We start from the raw sequence: 20,997 nt of genomic DNA, 5'->3' as shown, positions 1-20,997 counted from the left end.
GCGTTTCCCCCCGGCTACCGCTGGGAGAACGTCGCGGGCTGTACTGGCTCCACCTTGGTGTTCCCTGGATCTTGTCGCGGTCGACAACGCGTGCCGGAATTGTTCCGGCCGCCCTCCTCCCTCTCTTTACAGGATTCATGCATGAGATCTATACCTCTGAAGCTCGCGACGTGGAACATCGGGGGCGGAATCCTTGGCGAGTCCCATCAGCGAGGCAGGAGTCCATCGCTGGATTATCACGTTTCAGTCCTGAAGGAATATCTTCCTGACGTGGTCTGTCTGCAAGAGGCTCATGATTATCATGGACGGCGAGAAAGCCAGTCGGAATATCTGGCGAGGTCCGCCGGATACGCGTACTTCGCATCGTTCCCCACCAGCGCATCCCATTTGGCCGAGAATGCTTCCTTGGCACTCGGGATCCTGTCCCGGTTTCCCATCAAGGATGCGGTGTACAAGACCTTTCCAAATCCTCGGCTGGAGGCTTCCGGCCCGAACGGGGACGAGTGGAGACTCCATGACAAGGGCTATGCAGTCGCGTCGGTAGATCTGGGGGATCGCAAGCTCGGTCTCATAAACGGGCACTGTTTCCCCCTGCATCGCTTCGGCGCGAACTCCGCCGAGCCGAGATTCGCGCAGATGTGGGACATGCTCACGGAAGATCTGCTGGCGATCGGCGATTCCGGCACTGCCCTCGCCGCCATGGACTTGAACCATGGTCAGATAGGGGAAGTGCTCGCAGGCGTTCTGCGGCCGGGTGTATATCTCAATGCGTTCGAGGGAACTCCCACAACGCCCAAGGGCGTTCAGAAGGATTTCATCCTCTACGGCCATGCGATGCGGCTGATCACCACTACTGTGGCGGCGACCGAGTCTGACCACTCGTATTGCCAGGTGAGTGTTCTGGCGTATTGATCAGAGACTCACCGTGTTCCTGGCCGGGTCGCTCGGGCGAGTACGAGGGCAAGAGGCGCAGCTCGCTCTCGTCGTGGCCGACACTCCCGCTCGGACGACCTTCGGGCGGTGGGTCGCGCATCCGGCCGGACGATGAACCGGCACATGACCTTCGCATCGAAGACTCCGATGAACAGGAAGCGCGTCCCGCCCTCCGTGTCGGTCGCGCCCTTCGCGTTTCCCGAGAACCGGTCGGCGAAGGCTCCGACCGACGTCCGACTCGTGCCGGAGCAGACAGCCATGACCCCTGACACGGCTTCCGGCTGCCCTTTGACCAGCCCCCGCCGGCACCCCGTACGGGGGATGTCCGGCGGATGCTCGAACGCGTCGGCGTCGGCGTCGGCGTCGGCCTCCGCGCCGACGCTCGTGACGCGGTATCTGCGTACACCTGCAGGCACTGCGGGCTCACCCGCGCGGGAACCACCCGAGCCTCAACCCGTGACCGCGGTCGCCCGCCGTACGGGTTGAGCTCGGGCTCTCGGGCCGGCCGTTACGGCCATCCAACCGTTGACCGCCATCGACCTGGCCGTCATGCACAAGGCACCCGGTGTGCATGGGCGGCTCAGGAAGTTGCCTAGGTCGGGAACCGGCTGCACCACGGCGTCCGCGGCCCGGCTGACCACCGCGACGAGATGCGTCGGCTCGATGTCGCCGCGTTCCCTTCGGGCATCGCCATCTGGGAGCGCAGGGACGGAAACCCTGCGCTCCCGCCGCCACGCGTCCGAGGACCGCCGAACCGCTCGGCGGCTGGGCCCGTGACAGAATTCAAAGAACGGACGGTCAGCTTGACCGGGAATACAAGGTGCCGTCCGACCAAATGTACGCAGTCCGGCCCCACAGGGCGGCCGACGCCACATCTGGAAAGAAGCCACTGCCGTTGCGGTTGGCGCTGGTGTTACAGAGGAGCGGAATCCCCGAGAGTGCGTGGTACTCCCTCAGGATACGAGTCACGCGCGAGCTCGACGTGTCGTCGACGGTCTGAAGGCGCGCGGTGGCATCCAGGTGCATAATTGCGGGGACCCGCTCACGCCATTCCGGCCGCACAGTGTGCTCGAATAGCATGTAGGGGTCCACGCCGCCAGGGGAGAACACTTCTGCCGATTCTTCCGCAAGGCAGATCGGGGCGACCGGGCGATAGCCGGCGCGCCGCTTGATCTCATTGAGGCGAGTTTTCATTCCCGGATCAACGGCCGGGGCCAAGATGCTTCGGTTCCCGAGCGCCCGCGGGCCGAGTTCGGCTCGCCCGGACAGTACGACGACCGGTTCGCCTTCCTCGTGGAGGAGGCGTGCGAGCTGGCGCTCGTCACACGCCGCAGCCGCCCAGCCGACGGGTACCGGCTCCGGAGTGAGCGACGGGCCGCTGTAGACGTCCCATGTCAGTGCCGCCGACTGCCGGGAAGTGAACATTTCGGAGCAGGCCGCGCCGATGGCGGCTCCCGCGTCGTTTGGGAACGGCGGGGTCCATATGGAACTGAAGAGGCCGCTGTCGCGAAGCATGGCGTTCCATTTGATGTTCAGCGCGCACCCGCCCGCCATCACGAGATTCACGCTCTGCTCGGGGAAATTGCGGGTTGTGAAATCCGTCAGCCGGTCGCAGAGAAGCCGTCCCAAATAGTGCTGGAACGAGGCTACGATGTCCGCGCCAGTCAGACCGTGAAAGACTCCGGCACGACTGCTCGGACCCTCGAAGATTCCGCCGCGTTCGTCGACCACTCGTTTGCCCAGCTCGAATGCATCACTCCTGGACACTCCTTGGAGTGAGCCAAAAAAGGCGTCGAAATACGAGAACGTGGAATGGTGTACCGACCCGAGCGCTGCATACGCCATTGCTTTTCCAGCGATGCCCAGATGGTTCAGCAGGGAGGCTTCGTCGTGACGTCCGTCGACGTCTTCGTAAGTGGGGCTGTAAAATGGTTCGAAGTGGGAACAGAAGTCCGCGAACATGTTCCCGCTCATCCACATGAGGGGGCCGAGGGACTTTACAGAATATTCTTTGGGGTCCACCCAGTACAGGCGAGGACTCACCGCGCCATCCCAAGCAACGACGAGTGCACCCTCACCCTTCTGGGCGAACGGGCTGGTGCAGTATGCGCCTAGCACATGGCCAGTGGTGTGGTGATAGCTTGCATAGCCGATTCCCCGTCCGTTGAACATGTAGTCGTCGAAGCGGTGCCGCTGGAGGACGGCAGGGGATTGCGGATTTTCCACGTAGGGAGCAACCGGGAGGTGGAAAGTGGTCGATTTCGCCGATGTCACCACGGACGGCTCGTCACCGCCACCCTCCGCCCACCATCCGTCGACAATGAACTGGTCGATGTCATCCGGGTCGATACCTTCGTTCCGGATAATCTCCGCAACGCGTTCCAACGAACCCAGCGAGGAGTAGCGATGTGCGTTGTTGATCTTCTCTATTTCGATACTGAATAGCAGTCGATTGTCCTCGATTACAGCCACGGCTGCATCGTGCGAGGCTTTGATTCCGCAAATGAGCATGTGATTCCATTTCTGCTTGACCTGGGAGGCTGGTCAATATCCAGTTCAGCGGGCGCCGCCACGTGCCAATCTCTCTGTGATCCCGGCAGCGGTGGGAGCGTAGATCAGGTCGATGAGGGAAACCTCGGCGCTCGACTTTTCGTTTATCTTGGATACGAGTGCCACTGCGAGAAGTGAACTGCCGCCCAGCTCGAAGAAATTATCGTGTTCAGTGACCTCGTTGACCTGCAGGACCTCTGCCATGAGTGCTGCGATCTCGGCTGGCTTCATCTTTTGATTCCCCTTTTTGTGCACGACTGAATATCCACGGTGGTTCTGTGTCGGCCGAATTCCGTACGGGTGGGCCGTAGTGATCGTCGGCTGCCGGGCACGCTGCTGTTCGTACCTGCGTCGGGTGCGCTAGCGCTCGTTATGCCGAGTTCGGCGCGGACCAGCCAGCTCCTGTACCGCGCGGCGGTCCAGCTTGCCCGAAGCCGTCAACGGCAGCTCGGGCACGAACTGGTAGCGATCCGGCACCATGAAGCGCGGCACGTTGTGCAGCATGTGCTGCCGTAGCAGCGCCTCGGGCCTTGCCGGGGCCTGATCTGCCAGCACCACGCAGGCGACGAAGAACTGGGCGCCGGCCGCGGTGGTGACCACGGCGGCAGCGGCGTCCTTGACCAGTCCGTGGGTGCGTAGGAAGGCCTCCACCTCGCCGAGTTCGACCCGAGCCCCCCGTACCTTGACCTGCTGGTCATTGCGGCCGAGGTATTCGAAGGAGCCGTCCGGCAACCGTCTTGCCAGGTCCCCGGTCCGGTAGTAGCGCAGTGGCCCTGTCGGGGTGTCGATCACGACAAAACGTTCGGCCGTCAGCTCGGGCCGCCCCAGATACCCCACCGCCACCCCTGGGCCGGCGATCACCAGTTCTCCGACCTCGCCGTCTGCCAGCGGTTCCATCCCCTCACCGCGCACCTCCACGAGCAGGTGGGGGAGTGCAGTGCCGATCGGCGAGCGCACGGGACCGTCCAGGTCTGCTCGTGTCAAAACCCGGCAGGTCGCGACACACGTCGCCTCGGTCGGGCCGAAGACGTTGACGACCTTCGGTGGGGAACCCTGATAGTTCTCCAGGAAAGCCGAGATCACGCCGAGCTCCACGCTCTCGCCGCCGAGAAGGAGGTAGCGCAGGGCGAGTTGCGGCCGGCCGGCCTCTTCGTAGGAATGGGCGAGCGCCCGCAGGGCGGTGGGGACTTGGGAAATCAGAGTCACGGCTTCTCGGCGGAGCAGCTCGAGAAAGTCGGGTACCGACTGTGCCACCGGATGCGGAACGACGACGGACGTGGCCCCGGACGCCATCGCCAGCCAGAACTCGAAGACGGAGGCGTCGAAAATGAACGGGTGGAAGAGCGTGATGCGGTCCTGGGTGTTCAGGTCGAACACGGACAGCGCGCCGCGCAGCAGTTCGAGCACGTTGTCATGGGTGACCATGCAGCCCTTCGGGGTGCCGGTCGAACCGGAGGTGTAGATGATGTACGCCAGTCCGCTGCCGTCGGGTTCGACATGCGGCAGCGGCGGTGTGTCCCCGTCGATGTTTGGCGCGACCGCACGGACGTCCGTGAGCCCGCTGGCAGCCAGGTGCTCGGCGTCGCCGATGACCAGCTCCAGACCGGCGTCGCCCACCAGGAACCGCAGCCGCTCCGCAGGGTAGGACGGTTCGAGCGGTACGTAGGCAGCGCCCGCCTTCATCACAGCGAGGATGGAGATCTGGACCTCGGCCGAGCGCTGGAGCAGGATCCCGACCCGATCGCCGGGCAGGACCCCCTCCGCCACCAGCTTCGCCGCCAGTTGGTCCGAGACGAGGTCGAGCTCGCGGTAGCTCAGCGTCCGTCCGTCGTCGCGAAGTGCCGGAGCATCGCCGCGAACCGCCGCGACCTGACGGAACAGATTGGGCAGGGACACGGCCTTATTGAGGTGGGACCGCTGCTGGTCAGCGGCTATGGCATCGCGCATGAGTTGTCTCTCAGGTCTTGAGGAAGGGTCTGACGCTTCCGAACCGGCCTCCTGGCCGACCACGGGTGTCAGGGAACCGGCTGCTGATCCGCGGCGCCCGGTGGACGAACGGGCGGCGCGCAGAAGTCCGCGTTCCCACCCGTTCCCGGATTTCCGGGAGCCTGCTGCTGGATGTCGGACGGACCGCGACACGAGCCGCCCCGTCTCGCCGTCGCGGCCCCACCCTGCAGACCGCAGACCGTCCGTCACGCTCCGGCGCGCAGCGACCATCCGCGGACCCGTCACCAGATCGGGGGGCCCGAACCACCAGCCGCATGAACCGACGGGCTGTCACGGAGGTGCGAGGTCAGTCGAGCCAGCTCAGGAAGTGCGCCAGTTCGGCCCGCAGCTGGTCCACGGATGGCCGCTGCACCTTGATCTCGCTCTTGCCTTGCTCGGCAACCGGGGACGTCCGGAAGACGTTCGTGAACTCCTCCACAGCGGGCCGCTGCAGGACGACCGAGGCCGCCGCTTTGCCGGCCGACCGCGAAATGCAGTGCAGGACCTCGTGGCTGATGTGGTACACCGTGCCGGCCGGCAGGATCGCCTCGAACACGCTGCGCAGACGTTCCGTGCCCTGCGCCTCCAGGGAGAAGGCCTGGCCCTCGCCCACCGGCAGGTACTTGAAGTGGTAGTACTCCTCGCCGGGGCCGATCTGGAACTCGCGGGCGAAGTACTCTCCTACCACGAGAGCGGTCGTGAAGTCCCAGCGGTGCGAGTGGATGTCTTCGGTGATGGTCCCCAAGGCGTCCGGCTGCGGGTGCCAGACGTGGAGGCGAAGCTTCCACGGGTTCTTGTCGCCGGCCAGGAGCACGACTTTCAGGAAGGCGTTCGCGTGGTAGTACGAGCGGGCGGCGATCTCCGCGAGAGCGTCTTCGTCCTCCATGATCTGGCCGAGCAGGGAACGTAGCGCGTTGGGCTCGGAGAGGCGGCGGACCACCGACTCCGAGTCCTGGAAACTCATGCTGCTTCCGTTCTCCACCACCAGTTCCAGGTGGTCCTTGATCTCTTGCAGGGTCGCCTCTCGAAGAAGCTGCACCATGACCTGTGTCTCCCTTTGTTGGGTGCTGGCAATCCAGCAACTCGATGGGTGGGGATGGAAGGCAGGACCTCGTCGCTGCCTTCTGCTTCTAGTCCCGTACTTCGCGGGTCGTTGATTCGTATGGTGTGACCGGTCCGGGAGTGTCCCGGACCGGTCGTCTGGCGTTGGTCCGGATGTGTCGATGACTTCCCGGTCCCCGCGGCCACGATCTGAGCGTCAGCGCCTTGAAGTTGTGGTGACGTCCGTGGCGGAAAAGCGTCTGGGCGCTCTGCCTGTCGCTGCCGAGTTTCTGCGCCGGCTGGACGTGGCCGGGATCGTCGACGAGGTGTGTCCGGGCGGGGCGAGCGCCCACTGACGCATGGACAGGTAATCGAGGCGCTGGTGGCCAGCCGGCTGACCTCGCCCGCACCGCTGGTGCGGGTCGGGGACTGGGCCCGCACCTGGGCGGTGGAGGAGGTCTTCGGCATCACACCGGACCTCCTCAACGACGATCGCCTGGCTCGCGCGCTCGACGCGATCGCCCCGAAGCTGGAGGTTGTCGCGGGCACGGTCGGTGCGCGGGCGATCACCGAGTTCGGGATCGACGTCTCCCGGCTGCACTGGGACATGACCAGCATGTCCGTCCACGGTGCCTTCCCCGCCCATGACCAGGACGAGCGGTATCCGCTTGTCGCCTGCAACGGACATCCCAAGGACCGTCGTCTGGATCTGAAACAGATCCAGACCGGGCTCGCGGTGACGGCCGACGGCGGGATCCCCGTGCACGCCCGGGTCTTCGACGGTGCCGCCGCCGAGGTCAGCCAGGTCGTCGGAGCGATGAACGACCTCAAAGCGATGGCCGGCACCCCTGACTTCCTGATGGCCGCCGACTCCAAGCTGGTGTCCTACTCCAACATCAGCGCCCTGCTCCAGGCCGGGGTGGAGTTCATCGCACCGGTCCCGGCCGCGCAGATCAAGGATGAGTTCTACGCGGCCCTGGACCGTGGGCGGGCCGAGCCCGTCGACTGGGTTCCCCAGCGGGATGAGAGGAAACCCGAGGCGGAGCGGGAGACATACAGGGTTCTGGAGGACACCCACACGCTTACCGGCCGTCGCAAGAGCGACCCACCGCTGACCATGCGCCGGATCCTGATCCACTCCACCGCCGTCGCGGCCGGCCAGCAGGCGGCCCGCGCCAAACGACTGGCCAAAGCCGCCGCAGACCTCGACGGACTCACCACAGCGGCGGGCGGGCAGCATTAAAGGACGAGGGAGAAGATCGCCGCCCGGATCGGCGTTATTACGGCCAAGCGCCGCGTCACCTCCTGCCTGCGTCGGAAGATCACCGCCGACGAGAACGGCGCCCCCAGCCTGGCCTGGCACTTCGACCAGGACGTACTCGAGGCCGAAGCAGCCGTCGACGGGTGGCACGCGCTCATCACCAGCCTCCCGCCCGAGAAGGCCGGCCCGGACCAGGTACTGATCCACTACAAGGGCCAGGGCACCGTCGAACGCCGTTACCACGACTTCAAGGGCCCCCTCGCAGTCGCCCCGGTCTTCGTCCAGCACAACCGGCGCGTCGCCGCGCTGATCCAGGTCATCTGCCTGACCCTGCTGGTCTTCTGCCTGATCGAGCGGCAGGTCAGACGCGCGCTCGGCCCCGACGAGACCATGCCCGGCCTCTACCCGGACAATCGTCGCGTCCGCCCCACCGGCCGGATGATCCTCTATCACCTCGGCCAACTCACCCTGCGGATCGGCAACGTCACCGACCCGCCAACCGTCCAGATCAACCGCGGCGTCCAACTCCACCTCCTCGACCTCCTCGACACCGACATCACACAAACCCGCTGGCCACAGACCTGAAACGGTCACCCGCGAAGTACGGGTCTAGTGCCTTGGCCGCGACCCGGTGGACCTCGCCGGTCGCAGCTAGCGCCGACGGACCGATCCGGGGCTGAACTCCTCGCCGAGGGCGAGCAGGAATTCAGGGGAACCGGCGAACGACGACCGGCCCTGGGCCGTCAGGATGTTGTCGGTGATCAGGAGATCCCCGCTGCGCCACGGGACACCGATCTTCACCGAGTCGTAGGCGTGCTGTATGGCCGCCAGGTCCTCCTCGGACAGCGGAGAGCCGTCACCGAAGAAGGTGTCCATCGGGATGTCCTGCCCGAATGCCTTGGTCATGATGGCGCGCTCGGCCGGCTCCAGGCTGCCGGCGTTGAGGAAGGAGATCTGGTTGAACCAGCACTCGTCGCCCGTCGCCGGGTGCTCGATGACGCCGGGTCGGTGCCGTACGGTGCGCAGCGTGCCGTTGGGGAGCCAGTGAGACTCGATCCCGGCGGTCGCGAGGAGCCGGTCGAGCTCCGCGCGGTCCGCAACGCCGAATGCCTCCCGCCATGAGATGCCGAACCCGTCGTGGAAGACCCGGGTCATCGTCCAGCCATCTGTGCGGATCCGGTCGGCGAGGGTGGCGGGCAGGTGGGCGGCGATCCGTCGGGTGTCGCTCAGGTGGGCCTGCCCATCGCCGTCCGGCGCGGTGATACACGCCGTGAGCACCACCGAAGGGAAGGCCCGGCTGAAGGAGCCCTCCTGGAACGGGCAGATGTTCCGCTCGTCCGGCCAGCCGATCGGCGAGACGATGCCGTTCCCGAAGTCGTTCCGCTGGTTGAATGCCTCAACGGGGGTGTGGATCGTGATGCCCAGGGCGGTTCGCGCCTCGACCAGACTGTTCGGGCCGTCCAGCGGGAGGCCGCGGACGAGTACTGCCCCGTTCACCAGCATGCGGTCACGAATGGTCTCCGCCGTGTCGTGCAGCCACGAGAACGGTGAGCCGGTCGGGGCGCAGAAGGAAGGAAGAGGTCCTTCCCGCGGCGAAGGCACCGCGGCCGTTTCGGCGACTGCCGAACCAGCCGTGGGCCAATCGACTCCTGCGGCACCCGGGGCGAGGGCAGCCTTGCTCATGTGATTTTCTCCTCTTGACTCGAACTGTCCGGGATTCAGTGAGGATCACCGTCGATCGACATCTGGACGCTGGAATTCCCGCTCACCCCGGATCGCCGCGGTTCAGGCCACACGCGGCGCGAGCCGGCCGGTTCAGCGGCTGGCTGCAGCAGCGGCACGGTCGACCGCAGTGCCGATCTTCTGGAGCATTTCCGCCGTATCCTCGGCGGTGAGCGTCAGCGGCGGTGCGATCCGCACCACGCCGCGCTCGTGACGGGTCATCACGCCGGACTGCGCCGCGCCCGCCGCGATGGCCGCAGCCGAATCCGGGCTGTCAGTCTCGATCGCGACGACCAGGCCGAGACCACGGACGTCGGTGATCAGCGGGCACGAAGCGAGCTCCCCCAGACCCTCCAGCAGCGCCGTACCCTGCGTGGCCGCGTTCTCGACGAGCTTCTCGTCGGCCATCACATCGAGCACGGCGTTCGCGACGGCGGCCGCGACGGCGTGGCCGCCCGTGGTGTGCCCGTAACGGAGGCCCTGAGTGACCGGCTCGTGCTCGAACGACGCCTTGATTGCCGAGGTGACCGTTGTCGCTGCCAGCGGAATGTATCCGCCACTGATGCCCTTGCTCATGGTGACGATGTCCGGTGTGATCCCATCATGCTCGAAGCCGAACATCCTGCCGGTGCGGCCGAATCCGCAGAACACCTCGTCGAGGATCAGCAGCGTGCCGTGCTGGTCGCACAACTGCCGGAGCCTCGCGAGGAATCCCGCGGGAAGGACCACGCAGCCGCCGAGGCCGAGCAGCGGCTCGACCATGACAGCCGCCGCCGGCGGGCCGGTCTCGATGGCCTTGGCAAACAGGGCGATCAGCGCATCGGAGCCTTCCTCGGTCCGCACCTCGCGCGCGGACATCGGCATGTCGACGTGGTCGACCGGGAAGGGCCGGGCCCACTCGCTGACGGTGAACGGCAGGCCCGAAAGCTGCTGGGCGAGATAGGTGGAACCGTGGTACCCCGCTGTGAAGGTGATGACCCGATTGCGGTCCTCGCCGATGTTGCGCCAGTACTGCAGGGCGATCCTCAGGGCCGCCTCGGTGGCCTCCGAACCGCTGTTGTGCAGACAGGTCTCGTTCAGCTCACCCGGCAGGATCTCGGCGAGCCGCGCCGTCAGGGTCTCCGCCGGATCGTGGCTGGACACCATGGGGTCGTAGTGGACGAGTTGCTGCAACTGCCGCGTCGCGGCTTCGATCAGCCGCGGATGCCCGTGTCCGCACGAGGCGTTCAGGACACCGGAGATGCCGTCGAGGTACCAGTTGCCGTCCGCATCGCGGACGCGAGTGCCCCGCGTCTCGACGATCCGCAGCGAATTGACCTGCTTGGTGATAGGCGTCCACGGCCGCCACAGTGAGCTCGTCGAGGTGGAATTCTGCATGTTTTACTCTCCATTGGCACTGCTCTTCGGATCTTCAGGCTTTTTGCTCGATGGAACTCAAGATGGCAATGTTTAGCCAATGGCGCCATCGGGCGCCAAATTCTTGGGCTCCATAACCGACCGCCTGCTCGTCGAGGAGCAGCCGGAGTTGAATATCGTTCTCGCGGACCGTTGCGGCGGCCAGGAAAGCCGACGACTGCGGAGCACGGCCTAGAGTCGAGACAACTTCCACCGCCTCGATCCCCGCGATCTTGACCGGGCGCGCCGCACTGTGCGTGTAACTCAGCTGTGCCGTGAGCGAACCGGAGAACCCGGATCGGAGCGCGGACACTGCGGTGAAGGGCACATCCGCATGGTCGATCTCCTCGTACCACCTATTGAGGAATTCACCCGCGGCTTGCGGAGCCTGATGAGGCGTGGACGCGTCGACGGAGATCGCGGTGTTCATGAAACAACCGACGACATCGGAATAGGCGGCGTTCCGTCCACCCCATGGATATCCGATCACGGTTGGCCCAGGCTCCCCCACGTCGCGCAGGGCGCGATGGATCGAGAAGAGAACGTACGGGAACAGCGAGCCGCGAAAAGAACGGGGCACGGCGACGGCCGGGAGTGAATCGATCAGGATGACCCTGGTCGGCTTCTCCTGCGCCTGAGGAAAATCACCGACGGCGGATTTCAAGCGGTCCGCCCAGAATCCGATCCCAGCCCCGTTCGTGACCGCGGCCTCGAAGGCCTTCCGGTCTTCGACGCTAGCCTGATAGAGCGCCGGCTGCCGTTCGTCCGGCGGCGATGGGGAGTCCAACTGCCGCTTGATGATCAGCAGTGACTGCTCGTCGACCAGCGCGTGGTCGAAGACCAGCAGCAGGTCGTCGCTCTCGGGCGAGCGGATGAGCCGGGCGGCCATCGCGGCGCCGTCCAGCGACGTCTCGAATTCCTCGATCACTTCCATCGCCCGTCCCGGAACAGCATCCGCACTCGCCGCCCGGATTTCGAGGAAATCGCACTCGACGGTCGGGTGCCACTCCTGATACGCGACGCCGCGCGAAAACCGGATCCGGTACGAAAGCGCTGGATTCCGGAGCACCACCGATTGCAGTACCCGACGGACGTCGTCCGCCGACATCCGGGACGGCGGCGTACGGAACATCAAAGTGACCGTGGCCCGCCGGCCCGAGCGCTGCGCATCCAGCCCGAAGGCGAGTTGCGCGCTCAACAAGGGAAGCTTGTAGGTCATGTGGTTCGCCCGTTTCGGCCGTAAGCCGCGGTTCTGCGCCCGCGGACCAGCTCGGTGATGAGAATTCAAAGAAATGCCGACCGCTGTAGCCGGTCAGCCAGCCGGCCTGTCGTCTTCCAGCGCAGGGGGAATAACCGCCGCATCCGAACCCCTGCCCGATGCGACGTGAACTCATTGTGCCCGCACCGCGGCCTTTGAAGTCCTAACAAGTATCAGGACGCGAACCATTACTTGAGCAGAACCGGCCATGCTACGTTCATGCCGTGACGGAAGTAGCGAAAGATTTGCAGGATGTCGAGCCAGAGCTCGACGGTCCGAGCCTATGGCGGCAGCGTGATTTCATGCTGCTGTGGGGCGGTCAGACGGTCAGTGAGATGGGATCGGCGGTCACTCAGATCGCTTTGCCGTTGCTCGCGGTCGTCGCACTGCAGGCGAGCACGCTGGAGGTCGGATTGCTGACCGCGGCCACCACGCTGGCGTTCGCGGTGATCGCGCTGCCGGCCGGTGCGATCGTGGACGCCCGCCCCAAACGCTCCATCATGATGATCTGCAACGTGCTCCGCCTGGTGCTGATCGGCTCGATACCGGTGGCGTCCGCGTTCGGCGTCCTGACGATGGCCCAGCTGTACGCGGTCGCGGTGGCGGCTGGTGTGTGCACGGTGTTCTTCGACGTGTCGTACCAGAGTTACGTACCGTCGTTGATCGGTGCCGATCGTCTGATGGCCGCGAACGGCAAGATGGGGGCGACGCAGGCATTCGCGCAGCTCGGCGGTCCGAGTCTGGGCGGTGGCCTGGTCGGGCTGTTGGGGGCGGCGGGTGCGATGACGGCCGACGCGCTGTCGTACCTAGTGTCGGTCCTGTCGATCCTCGGGATCAGGAAGCGCGAGGAGCCGCCGCCGGCGCCGCGGGTGGACGAGCCGCTGCGGCGGCGGATCACCGAGGGTCTGCGGTTCGTCGTCGGGCACAGCATTCTGCGGCGGGTCGTGGCGTGCACGGGTACTGCCAACCTGTTCTCCGGCATGAGTGCGGCGCTGGCGATGGTGTTCCTGATCCGCGTACTGCACGTGCGTCCGGCGCTGACCGGGCTGATCATGGCGGGCGCGGCGATCGGTGGCATGGCCGGCGGCGCGTTCGCCGGGCGGCTGGCGAAGAGGATCGGTTCGGCGCGGATCATCTGGATGTCGATGCTGGTATTCAGCGCGCCACAGGTGGTTGCCGCGATGGCCTTTGAGGGCTGGGGAGTGCTGCTGTTCCCGCTGGGCTGGGGCATCGCTTACTTCGCAGGCATGGTCTACAACGTCGCACAGCTCAGCTACCGGCAGTCGGTGACCCCGCCGGAACTGATGGGCCGGATGAACGCGGCGGTGCGCTGGGTGGTGTGGGGCACGATGCCCCTCGGCGGTGTGCTCGGCGGTGTGCTCGGCACGGTGATCGGGGTACGGCCCGCGCTGTGGCTGGCCTTCATCGGGTCCTGGGCGGCTGGCTGGTTCGTGTTCTTCTCCCCGCTCCGCCACATGCGCGACGTCCCGAAGCCCGCATCGGACCACGCCTCGCAGTGAACGCTTGACGCAGGACGGCCGACGCGTACACGGCGAACCCCCTGTTGCGACTGGGGCCCACGAGCGGCCGTGGTTCGCCCGCTGCCGACGGGGAACGTCGGCAGACAGAGCAAGCAGAGTCCTCGGTCTGCCGATGAGCGCGTTTGCTGCTTCCGGACCACGCGGGACCGCCCGGTCACCCGGATCGCCCCTCCGGAGAAACCTCGTGGCCGGGGGCTGCCGGCCCGACAGCCCGGCAGCCGGGGAAGCGCCGGCGACTTCGGCGACCACCCCGAACTCACCGGCACCCGCCGGTCTTGAACAGTATCGGTACATACGGGATCGTGAGGGCTGCTACATGGCTATGGGCTTTACCTCGGCTATCGGAGATTTCGACCAGAAGGAGTTCGACTCCCTCGACACAACGGCTGGTATCGCCTCCTCCTACCACCGGCTGCGTCAGAAGGAGCAGGACGCGAGATGGCTGACGTCCTACCTCGGCTGGTTCGAGGAAGACCGGATGCGAGCGGCCGTTCCGGTCTACCGGTGCCGCACCCAGTCGTGGCCCGACAAGCTTTACGATCCTCGGTCATGGAACCTGCTGGGTGACGCCGGTGGCGGATGCTCCCCCGGAAATTCGCTGCTGGTCGGCGGATGTGCCGACCGGCGCACCGGTTTCCACGTCGATGCGGTTGCTCGGACACCGGCCCGACTGCGCAGCCTCCTGGTCGAACTGGCCAGGCACGCCGTGGACGAGGACCGGTCGCTGGTCTTCCCCTACATGTACACCGATGCCCGGAACGCGCTGTCCGCGGCGACCGAGGACACCATCGTCTGGGCCGCGCTGGAACGTGAATCCCACATCTTCGGCCTGTCCGACCCGCAGTGGGAGAGCACGCTCCCGTCCAAGGTCCGGAACACTCTCCGCCGGGACCAGCGCAAGATCGCGGATGTGCCCATGACGGTGAGTGAGGCGCCGTGGTGCGAAATAGAGACATGGGCCGCCGAGTTGATAGCCGAGCACAACTCCCTCAAAGGCGAACCGGACCGGTCCGAGTTCGTGAGCTTCCGCTACTTCGACTGGCAACAGAATCCTGCTGTGGACCTGATGGCGCTCACGGCCCAGTCGCCCGGTCTGCGTGGCGTGCAGACAGTCCTGCTCTGGGAGGACGAAATGGAGGTGTACGAGGTCGGACTGCCTGGCGAAGACAGCGACGAGCGCTTTGCGCTGTACGTCAACCTGCTCTTCCACCTGCCGATCCAGTACGCCCGGTCCCGGGGGATAGACCACATACGTCTCGGTCTCAGGGCGGAGACTCCGAAGGCTGCGCGGGGAGCGGTTTTCGAGGACCTGCACTGCGGGGTTCTCGGCCCAGCCGAGACGAAGCGGCTCGCCCGCGGTGTCTCATGAGACGGATGCGGCCGGAACCCGGGCGACGGAGACCGGCCGCGCGGCGTGACCCCGTCGCCTCAAGAGGGCCGCGGGCCCGAACGGTTCAGGTCGGGGAGCAGATCGAGGTGCTCCTCCCGCACCAGGTCGAACCGGAGCGCGAACGCGACCAGGGCTTCGCGCTTGGAGTGCATGCGGCCTTCATCCACGTACTTCGCCCACTGGCTGACCGGGAGCTTTTGATCCGTCAGATAATCGATGTGGTAGTTGATGCTACTGCGGTTCGCATCCCTGAACTGCTCGATCCCCCTGAGTCGTTTGACCACCTCCTGCACGGAGGGCACCGCGGCCATTGAGGAACCGCGCAGCCGCGGCTCGCACAGCGCGACGAGAACGGCGAAGTACTTGCTCGCCGTGTCCATCTTGGACATCGCCGACTCGGGGACCGTGGCGGCCTGTGCGGGCCCGAGCAAGGGCGGCGCGGGAGCGAAGACGGTGAGTTCGATCACGTCCTCGCTGGACGGGATCAGAATCCGTGACATTTCGAACGGGACCACCATGGCGAGGTGGCGCGGGCGCGCCTTGACCAGCTCCGTGCCGCCCTCCAGGTTCTCGACCACGTAGGTGGTGCTGGTGGTGAAGTTCGAGAAGAGCAGTCGGCGGTCTGAGACCTCGAAGGCGCCGATGCTGGGCGTCGCGCCGGGCTGGAACTGGCCGGTGCAGCTCGATACGCCGAAGTTCATCCGATCGCCGACTTTCAGGTTGATCCGCTCCCGGGTGCTGGTCCCGCGGAGCTGACTGGCGTTGTTCTGCCAGGTCACGATCACTTCAACATCGGCTTCAGTTCTGGCGTACATAAATGCTTGTTCCTGTCATTATCGTGACCGGCGTCCATACTCAGGTTTGAGTACGTGGCCGTCGCCTCGACCACTTGTGGGAGTTCGAAGGCGAAATCCGGCACCATCGGTGCGTTCGTTGACGCTGCGGGAGGAAAGTGAAGGCAACTCCGATGTAGCGCGGTCAACGTGGCGCCAGCATGCGAGGGCACCACTAGCGGATCGCTAGCGAGGCTCGAGCGGGGAGTTCCCGTAAAGTTCCCGTAAGCTCCCTATACCCGAACGGGTGCAGGGGAGGGGTGCGGGTGTTCCACTATCGGGTCCTGGGGCCGCTGGACGTCCAGCGCGTGGGGGAGGCCGTGGCGATCACGGCGCCGAAGGAGCGCGATCTGCTAGCCCTGCTCCTGCTGAACGCCGACCGCCCGGTGCCCGCCGAAAGGCTGATCGACTGGATCTGGGGCGGGGCGCCGCCCTCGACGGCCCGCACCACCCTGCAGAACTACGTGAAGAGGCTGCGGCACGCCCTGGCCGACTGCGGCGCCGGCCGCGACGTCTTGGCCACCGAGCCCGGCGGGTACGTGCTCCGGCTCGACCACGGCGTGCTGGACCTGCGGGAGTTCGAAGGGCTGACCCGCGGCGCGGCGGAGGCGTCGGAGCGCGGGGACGACGCCACCGCGTCGGCCCGGCTGCGTGCGGCGCTGGCGCTGTGGCAGGGGGAAGCGCTGGAAGGCAGCCGCGCGGACCGGCTGACGCAGGTGGAGGCGCCCCGGCTGAACGAATCGCGGATGGTCGCCTTCGAGAACCGGGTTCAAGCGGACCTCCGGCTGGGCCGGCACGCCGATGTCATCGGCGAGGTCCGGTCCGCGATCGGGGGCCACCCGCTGCGCGAGCGGCTCCACGGCCAGCTGATGCTCGCCCTGTACCGCTCGGGACGCCAGGGCGACGCCCTTACCGCCTACCAGCAGGCCCGCGCCCAACTGGTGCACGACCTGGGACTTGAGCCCGGCCCCGAACTGACCGCGCTGCACCGGCGCATCCTGGCCGGCGACCCCGCCCTCATGGACGCCCGCGCACCGCGGACCGAGGCGGACCCGCGGGGTGCGCGCCGCCGCGCCGGGGCGGCCGCGGGCCAGCCCCCGCCCGCCCAACTGCCGGGATCCACTCAGGCGTTCGCCGGGCGGGCCGACGCGCTGCGGCGGCTCGATGCCATGCTGCCCGCCACCGGCACCGTGCCCACCGGGGTGGTGCGGACCGCGCTGATCACCGGACAGGGCGGCGCGGGAAAAACGGCCCTCGCGGTCCACTGGGGACACCGCCGGCGCGACTCCTTTCCGGACGGACAGCTGTACGTGAACCTGCGCGGCCACGACGCGGGCCGGCCGCTGCGGCCGATCGACGCGCTCGGCGGCTTCCTCCAGGCCTTCGGCGTGGCCGCCCAGCACATCCCGGTCGAGGCGGACCGGGCCGCGGCCCTCTACCGCTCCCTGTGCGCGGGCAGGCGGATGCTCGTCGTCCTGGACAACGCGCACAGCGCCGACCAGGTGCGCCCGCTCTTCCCGGGCAGCTCGGAGTGCCTGGTCCTGGTGACCAGCCGGGACTCGCTCGCGGGACTCGTCGCACGGGAGGGTGCGACGCCGCTGCCGTTGCGGGTGCTGGAACCCGGCGAAGCCGAGGAGGTGCTCCTCAACATCATCGGCGCGCACCGGGTCGACGCGGAGCCCGAGGCCGCCGCCGCCCTCACCGCCGCCTGCGCCTACCTGCCGCTCGCCGTCGCGATCACCGCGGCGGACCTGGCCGTCCACCCAGACCGCTCCCTCGCCGAGCAGACCGCCCGGCTGGCCGGGGACCGGCTGGGGGCGCTCCAGGTGCCGGGGGACGAGGGGACCGCCGTCCGCGCCGTGCTCGACATGTCCTTCGCCACGCTCTCGCCCACCGCCGCCCGGATGTTCCGCCTCTTCGGGGTGGTTCCCGGCGGCGACCTCCCGCTCAAGGCCGCTGCGGCCTTGGCGGGTCTGGACCTCCAGGCCGCCGAGACGCTGCTGGACGAGCTGGTCCGAAGCCACCTGCTGGAAGAGCACGCGCCCGGGCGGTTCTCCTTCCACGACCTGCTGCGCGCCTACGCCGCCGAGCGGGTGCGGGAACAGGAGGAGGAGTCGGCCGCTCTGGAGCGGCTGCACTCCTGGTATTTGGGGAGCACCGACAACGCCGTGCGGCTGCTGCAGCCCGAAGCCCTGCGCCTCCCGGTGGAGAGCGACGGCCAAGGCCTCGGCTTCGCCGACGCCGCCACGGCCCTGGAGTGGATGGACGCGGAACGGCCGAACGCCGTGGCCCTGGTGCAGCACGCCGCGGAACAGGGACCGCGCAAGTTCGCGTGGACGCTCGCCGACGCCCTGCGTCCGTACATGATGCGGCGGTCCTACGCTGTCGACTGGCTCGCCGTGGGCTCGGCGGGCCTCGCCGCGGCGGAGGCGGACGGAAGCCTGAACGGCCAGGCCGCGGCGCACCGCAGCCTGTCGAGCGCCTACCTGAACCAGAGCGACTACGACATGTCCATGTCCCACGACCGCCGAGCCCTGGAGCTGTACCGCACGACGGGATCGACGCAGGGGCAGAGCGCCGCGCACAACAGTCTGTGCCTCGCCACGTGGTACGTGGGCGATCTGAACGAGGCCCTGCGCCACGGCGAGCAGTGCGTGGAGCTCGGCCGCAGTACGGGCTTCCGCACCGGCGAGGCCATCGCCACGGGCAACGTGGGGGCGATCCTCCACGAGATGGGACGACTGGCCGAGGCCGAGGAGCAGCTCACCCGGGCACTGGTCCTCTACGACGAGCTGGGCTTCCCGACGGCGGCGGCGCTCGCCGAGCGCAATCTCGGAGCGGTGCTGTACGAGAGCGGCCACCCGGAGCGTGCCCGCGCGGCCCTGGACCGGGCGGTCGGGATCCAGCGGCGGCTCGGCAACCAGGTCGACATCGCCTACACCGTCTTCTGGCTCGCGCTGACCATGATCCGGTCGGGCGACCGGTCGGGCGCCCTCGACCACATCGACCAAGGCTTCGAGATGGCGACCGGTGAAGCCCGCGCCGAGTCCTATCTGTACGTCGGGCGGGCCCTGCTCTCGCAAAGCGTCGGCAACCACGGCGTCGCCCTGAACCACTTCGAGACGGCGCGCGGCATGGCCCGGCGTTGCAACGCCCGCGCCCCCGAGCTCCGGGCCCTGCTGGGCCTGGCCGACAGCAGTCTGCGACTGGGGCGGCCGGCGGACGCGGCGCGATGCGCGGAGGAGGCGCGGGAGTCGGCAGGTCGCAGAGGGTACGGGCTCTTCGAGGCCAGGGCGCTGCTCCTGCTGGCCGAGGTCTCCCTGGAGGGCGGCGAATTCGAGCCGGCCGCACGGCGGGCCGAGCAGGCCGCTGCACTCCTGACCGAGACCAGCCACCGCCCGTACCGGGCCGACGCCCTCCTGCTCCTGGACCGCGCCCGGCGCGGGGCGGACGCTGAGAAAGAGGCCTGGGCGAAAGACGAGGCAGGCGCCGCCAACGCTGCCCACCGGCCTCAGGGTCGCTAGTGCTCTGACCGGGAAGGTTCACCGGGTCAGTACGCTGAGCCCGGTTGCGGTGGATGAGGTGGTCGGGCATGACGCGGAGACTGCCGGTGGACGAGGCCGTCGGGGTGGCGGGCGTTCTGGTTGTGCCAGCGCAGGTAGGCGTGCAGGGCCCGGGTGTGGACCGTGTGGTTGAGATGGTTCGAGTTCGCCATGGTGAACTGCCGCAGCGGTCCGAAGTGGGCTTCGATGGGGTTGGCCCAGGAGCCGTAGGCCGGGGTGAAGCACAGCTCGACCTTGTTCTTGGCGGCCCACCTTTTCATCCACCAGTTCGTGTGGGCGGAGAGGCTGTCGAGGATCACGTAGATGGGGGCGCCGTCCGGTCAGGCGGCCCGGATGGTTCGCAGGGCCGCCCGGGTGTGGTCGATGCCCGCTTCGATGTCCAGGGTTGAGCTGGATATCATTTTGATGCAGTGTTCGGCATTGTGGTACTGGATCGCAGTGAGGGTCTTTGCTCGTTCCCGGTCGGTCTGGAAGTTTCTCGGGTGGGTTGGGTTGGCGCGGCCTCGCCCCGGTGGGGAGAACCCAGGCATTGTGCGCCTGGGGTTCTGGTCACCGGGTGGCTGGAGGTTTCCTGCCCGCCGTGAGGGTGGTGGGAGTTTGATGGTGGCGTTGGCTGTGGGTGCTCAGAATACGGTCGTGCAGGTGATGATGGTGGCGAGGATGACGATCACGGTCAGGGTGAGGAAGGTTCTGCCGGTGAGGGCTCGGTATCGCCTCGCGTACCGGGCTTCGTGGCGGGTTATGTCTGCTTCCATGCGGGGGTCTGGCACCCAGTTGGGTCCGCGGTGGTTTTCCAGGAGCTGTCGCACGGCGGCCGTTTCCTGAGGGAACTCCTCTGGTTCGAGTTCGGAGGTGTTCAGGTTCGGCAGGAGTATGCGTCGGCCGTTGGTTCTGTAGGCGTGGGCGTGGTAACGGTGCGGAGGTCGTAGACGTCCGCCCAGTCGAGGCGCCGGGTCCGTAGGCTCGACCGCAGGGAGATCCCGTTGTTGTCGATATGAGTGAAGGTGCGTGGCGTCGACCAGAGGATGTAGAGGAAGAGCGCCGTCATGAGGACGGTGATAGAGGTCTGGATCGAGTGGGGATGGTCGTCCGTCCAGATTTCCAGCAGGAAGAGGGCGGATGGGATGCCCGCTGCCCACAGGATGGTGAAGGTTTTGTTTGGCCTGGTGCGGTAGCGAAGTGGTCCCCTGTGCACGTTTTCCCCCTTTATCCGCGGGAGGGCCCCGGCCCCCGTCATCATCACAATTTCCACCCGGGACACAAGGCTTTGGAGGTCGACTCAACCCCCCGGAGCACCGTTCCTGTTGCTACGCCTGCGTAGCGGGCTGGGCCTGGAGGCGAAGCCGGAAGGCCCGGTGGAGGAGCGAAGCGGCTCCACTCAACGGGCCGAAGGCCCGAGCCCCGTGAAACGGGGTCAGCTCCGAGGGAGCGCAGCGGAACCCGGAGCTAGTCCGGAGCGAAGCGCAGGACTCCGGCCCGAAGGGCCGGCCATAGCTCGGTGATGATCTGCATTTGTTTGTCAGT

General features: G+C 66.9%; 16 protein-coding genes and 1 pseudogene. 6 read left to right on the top strand and 11 right to left on the bottom strand.

The window, feature by feature from the left end:
- Positions 1–141 precede the first annotated feature (141 nt).
- Complete coding sequence (locus ADK52_RS22575; RefSeq protein ID WP_053691664.1) at positions 142–912, top strand: endonuclease/exonuclease/phosphatase family protein; 771 nt, start codon at positions 142–144, stop codon at positions 910–912.
- An 819-nt stretch (positions 913–1,731) separates the two neighbouring features.
- Here ADK52_RS22575 and ADK52_RS22570 read toward each other — a convergent pair.
- The 4 genes from ADK52_RS22570 to ADK52_RS22555 form a co-directional block, all read right to left on the bottom strand.
- The gene (locus ADK52_RS22570) at positions 1,732–3,444 is read right to left on the bottom strand and encodes a carbamoyltransferase N-terminal domain-containing protein (protein WP_053691663.1); all 1,713 of its coding nucleotides are present in this window, start codon (positions 3,442–3,444) and stop codon (positions 1,732–1,734) included.
- A 45-nt stretch (positions 3,445–3,489) separates the two neighbouring features.
- Complete coding sequence (locus tag ADK52_RS22565; protein ID WP_078988526.1) at positions 3,490–3,714, bottom strand: phosphopantetheine-binding protein; 225 nt, start codon at positions 3,712–3,714, stop codon at positions 3,490–3,492.
- A 129-nt stretch (positions 3,715–3,843) separates the two neighbouring features.
- Entirely contained in the window at positions 3,844–5,430 is a 1,587-nt protein-coding gene (locus tag ADK52_RS22560; protein WP_053691661.1) for an amino acid adenylation domain-containing protein, read from the bottom strand.
- 346 nt (positions 5,431–5,776) lie between these two features.
- Positions 5,777–6,511, bottom strand: a complete 735-nt coding sequence (locus ADK52_RS22555) for a hypothetical protein (RefSeq protein ID WP_053691660.1) — start codon at positions 6,509–6,511, stop codon at positions 5,777–5,779.
- A 381-nt stretch (positions 6,512–6,892) separates the two neighbouring features.
- Here ADK52_RS22555 and ADK52_RS42490 point away from each other — a divergent pair, with 381 nt between their 5' ends.
- On the top strand, positions 6,893–7,753 hold the full coding sequence (locus ADK52_RS42490; RefSeq protein WP_063783911.1) for an IS1634 family transposase: 861 nt from the start codon (positions 6,893–6,895) through the stop codon (positions 7,751–7,753).
- Positions 7,754–8,161: 408 nt separating this feature from the next.
- Positions 8,162–8,356, top strand: a complete 195-nt coding sequence (locus ADK52_RS41710) for a hypothetical protein (protein WP_053691658.1) — start codon at positions 8,162–8,164, stop codon at positions 8,354–8,356.
- A 66-nt stretch (positions 8,357–8,422) separates the two neighbouring features.
- Here the strand turns inward: ADK52_RS41710 and ADK52_RS22535 are convergent, their stop codons facing one another.
- The 3 genes from ADK52_RS22535 to ADK52_RS22525 all read right to left on the bottom strand — a co-directional run bounded on the left by ADK52_RS22535 (position 8,423) and on the right by ADK52_RS22525 (position 12,107).
- Entirely contained in the window at positions 8,423–9,373 is a 951-nt protein-coding gene (locus ADK52_RS22535; RefSeq protein ID WP_053691657.1) for a TauD/TfdA family dioxygenase, read from the bottom strand.
- 213 nt (positions 9,374–9,586) lie between these two features.
- Positions 9,587–10,870 (bottom strand): aspartate aminotransferase family protein, encoded by a 1,284-nt coding sequence (locus ADK52_RS22530; RefSeq protein WP_053691656.1) that lies wholly within the window; start codon positions 10,868–10,870, stop codon positions 9,587–9,589.
- A 34-nt stretch (positions 10,871–10,904) separates the two neighbouring features.
- Positions 10,905–12,107: a hypothetical protein gene (locus ADK52_RS22525; protein WP_053691655.1), complete on the bottom strand. Its 1,203-nt coding sequence runs from the start codon at positions 12,105–12,107 to the stop codon at positions 10,905–10,907.
- Positions 12,108–12,370: 263 nt separating this feature from the next.
- Between ADK52_RS22525 and ADK52_RS22520 the strand changes: the two genes are divergently transcribed.
- Both ADK52_RS22520 and ADK52_RS22515 read left to right on the top strand, forming a co-directional pair.
- On the top strand, positions 12,371–13,666 hold the full coding sequence (locus tag ADK52_RS22520) for an MFS transporter (protein ID WP_053691654.1): 1,296 nt from the start codon (positions 12,371–12,373) through the stop codon (positions 13,664–13,666).
- Between the two features lie 337 nt (positions 13,667–14,003).
- On the top strand, positions 14,004–15,056 hold the full coding sequence (locus tag ADK52_RS22515) for a hypothetical protein (RefSeq protein WP_053691653.1): 1,053 nt from the start codon (positions 14,004–14,006) through the stop codon (positions 15,054–15,056).
- A 59-nt stretch (positions 15,057–15,115) separates the two neighbouring features.
- Here the strand turns inward: ADK52_RS22515 and ADK52_RS22510 are convergent, their stop codons facing one another.
- Entirely contained in the window at positions 15,116–15,892 is a 777-nt protein-coding gene (locus ADK52_RS22510; protein WP_234344151.1) for a hypothetical protein, read from the bottom strand.
- A gap of 284 nt (positions 15,893–16,176) precedes the next feature.
- Here ADK52_RS22510 and ADK52_RS22505 point away from each other — a divergent pair, with 284 nt between their 5' ends.
- Positions 16,177–19,434, top strand: a complete 3,258-nt coding sequence (locus ADK52_RS22505; RefSeq protein ID WP_053691652.1) for an AfsR/SARP family transcriptional regulator — start codon at positions 16,177–16,179, stop codon at positions 19,432–19,434.
- 26 nt (positions 19,435–19,460) lie between these two features.
- Here ADK52_RS22505 and ADK52_RS22500 read toward each other — a convergent pair.
- From ADK52_RS22500 to ADK52_RS22490, 3 genes and pseudogenes are all read right to left on the bottom strand, one after another.
- A pseudogene (locus ADK52_RS22500) lies at positions 19,461–19,841 on the bottom strand (transposase); the annotation flags it as partial.
- 255 nt (positions 19,842–20,096) lie between these two features.
- Positions 20,097–20,228, bottom strand: a complete 132-nt coding sequence (locus ADK52_RS44570) for a hypothetical protein (RefSeq protein WP_267887282.1) — start codon at positions 20,226–20,228, stop codon at positions 20,097–20,099.
- 101 nt (positions 20,229–20,329) lie between these two features.
- The gene (locus tag ADK52_RS22490) at positions 20,330–20,725 is read right to left on the bottom strand and encodes a PH domain-containing protein (RefSeq protein WP_159046004.1); all 396 of its coding nucleotides are present in this window, start codon (positions 20,723–20,725) and stop codon (positions 20,330–20,332) included.
- Between the last annotated feature and the right edge of the window lie 272 nt (positions 20,726–20,997).

Source organism: Streptomyces sp. WM6372 (assembly GCF_001279655.1).
In the GTDB taxonomy this organism is placed as follows: Bacteria; Actinomycetota; Actinomycetes; order Streptomycetales; family Streptomycetaceae; genus Streptomyces.
This window is presented reverse-complemented; position numbering and strand designations above follow the sequence as displayed.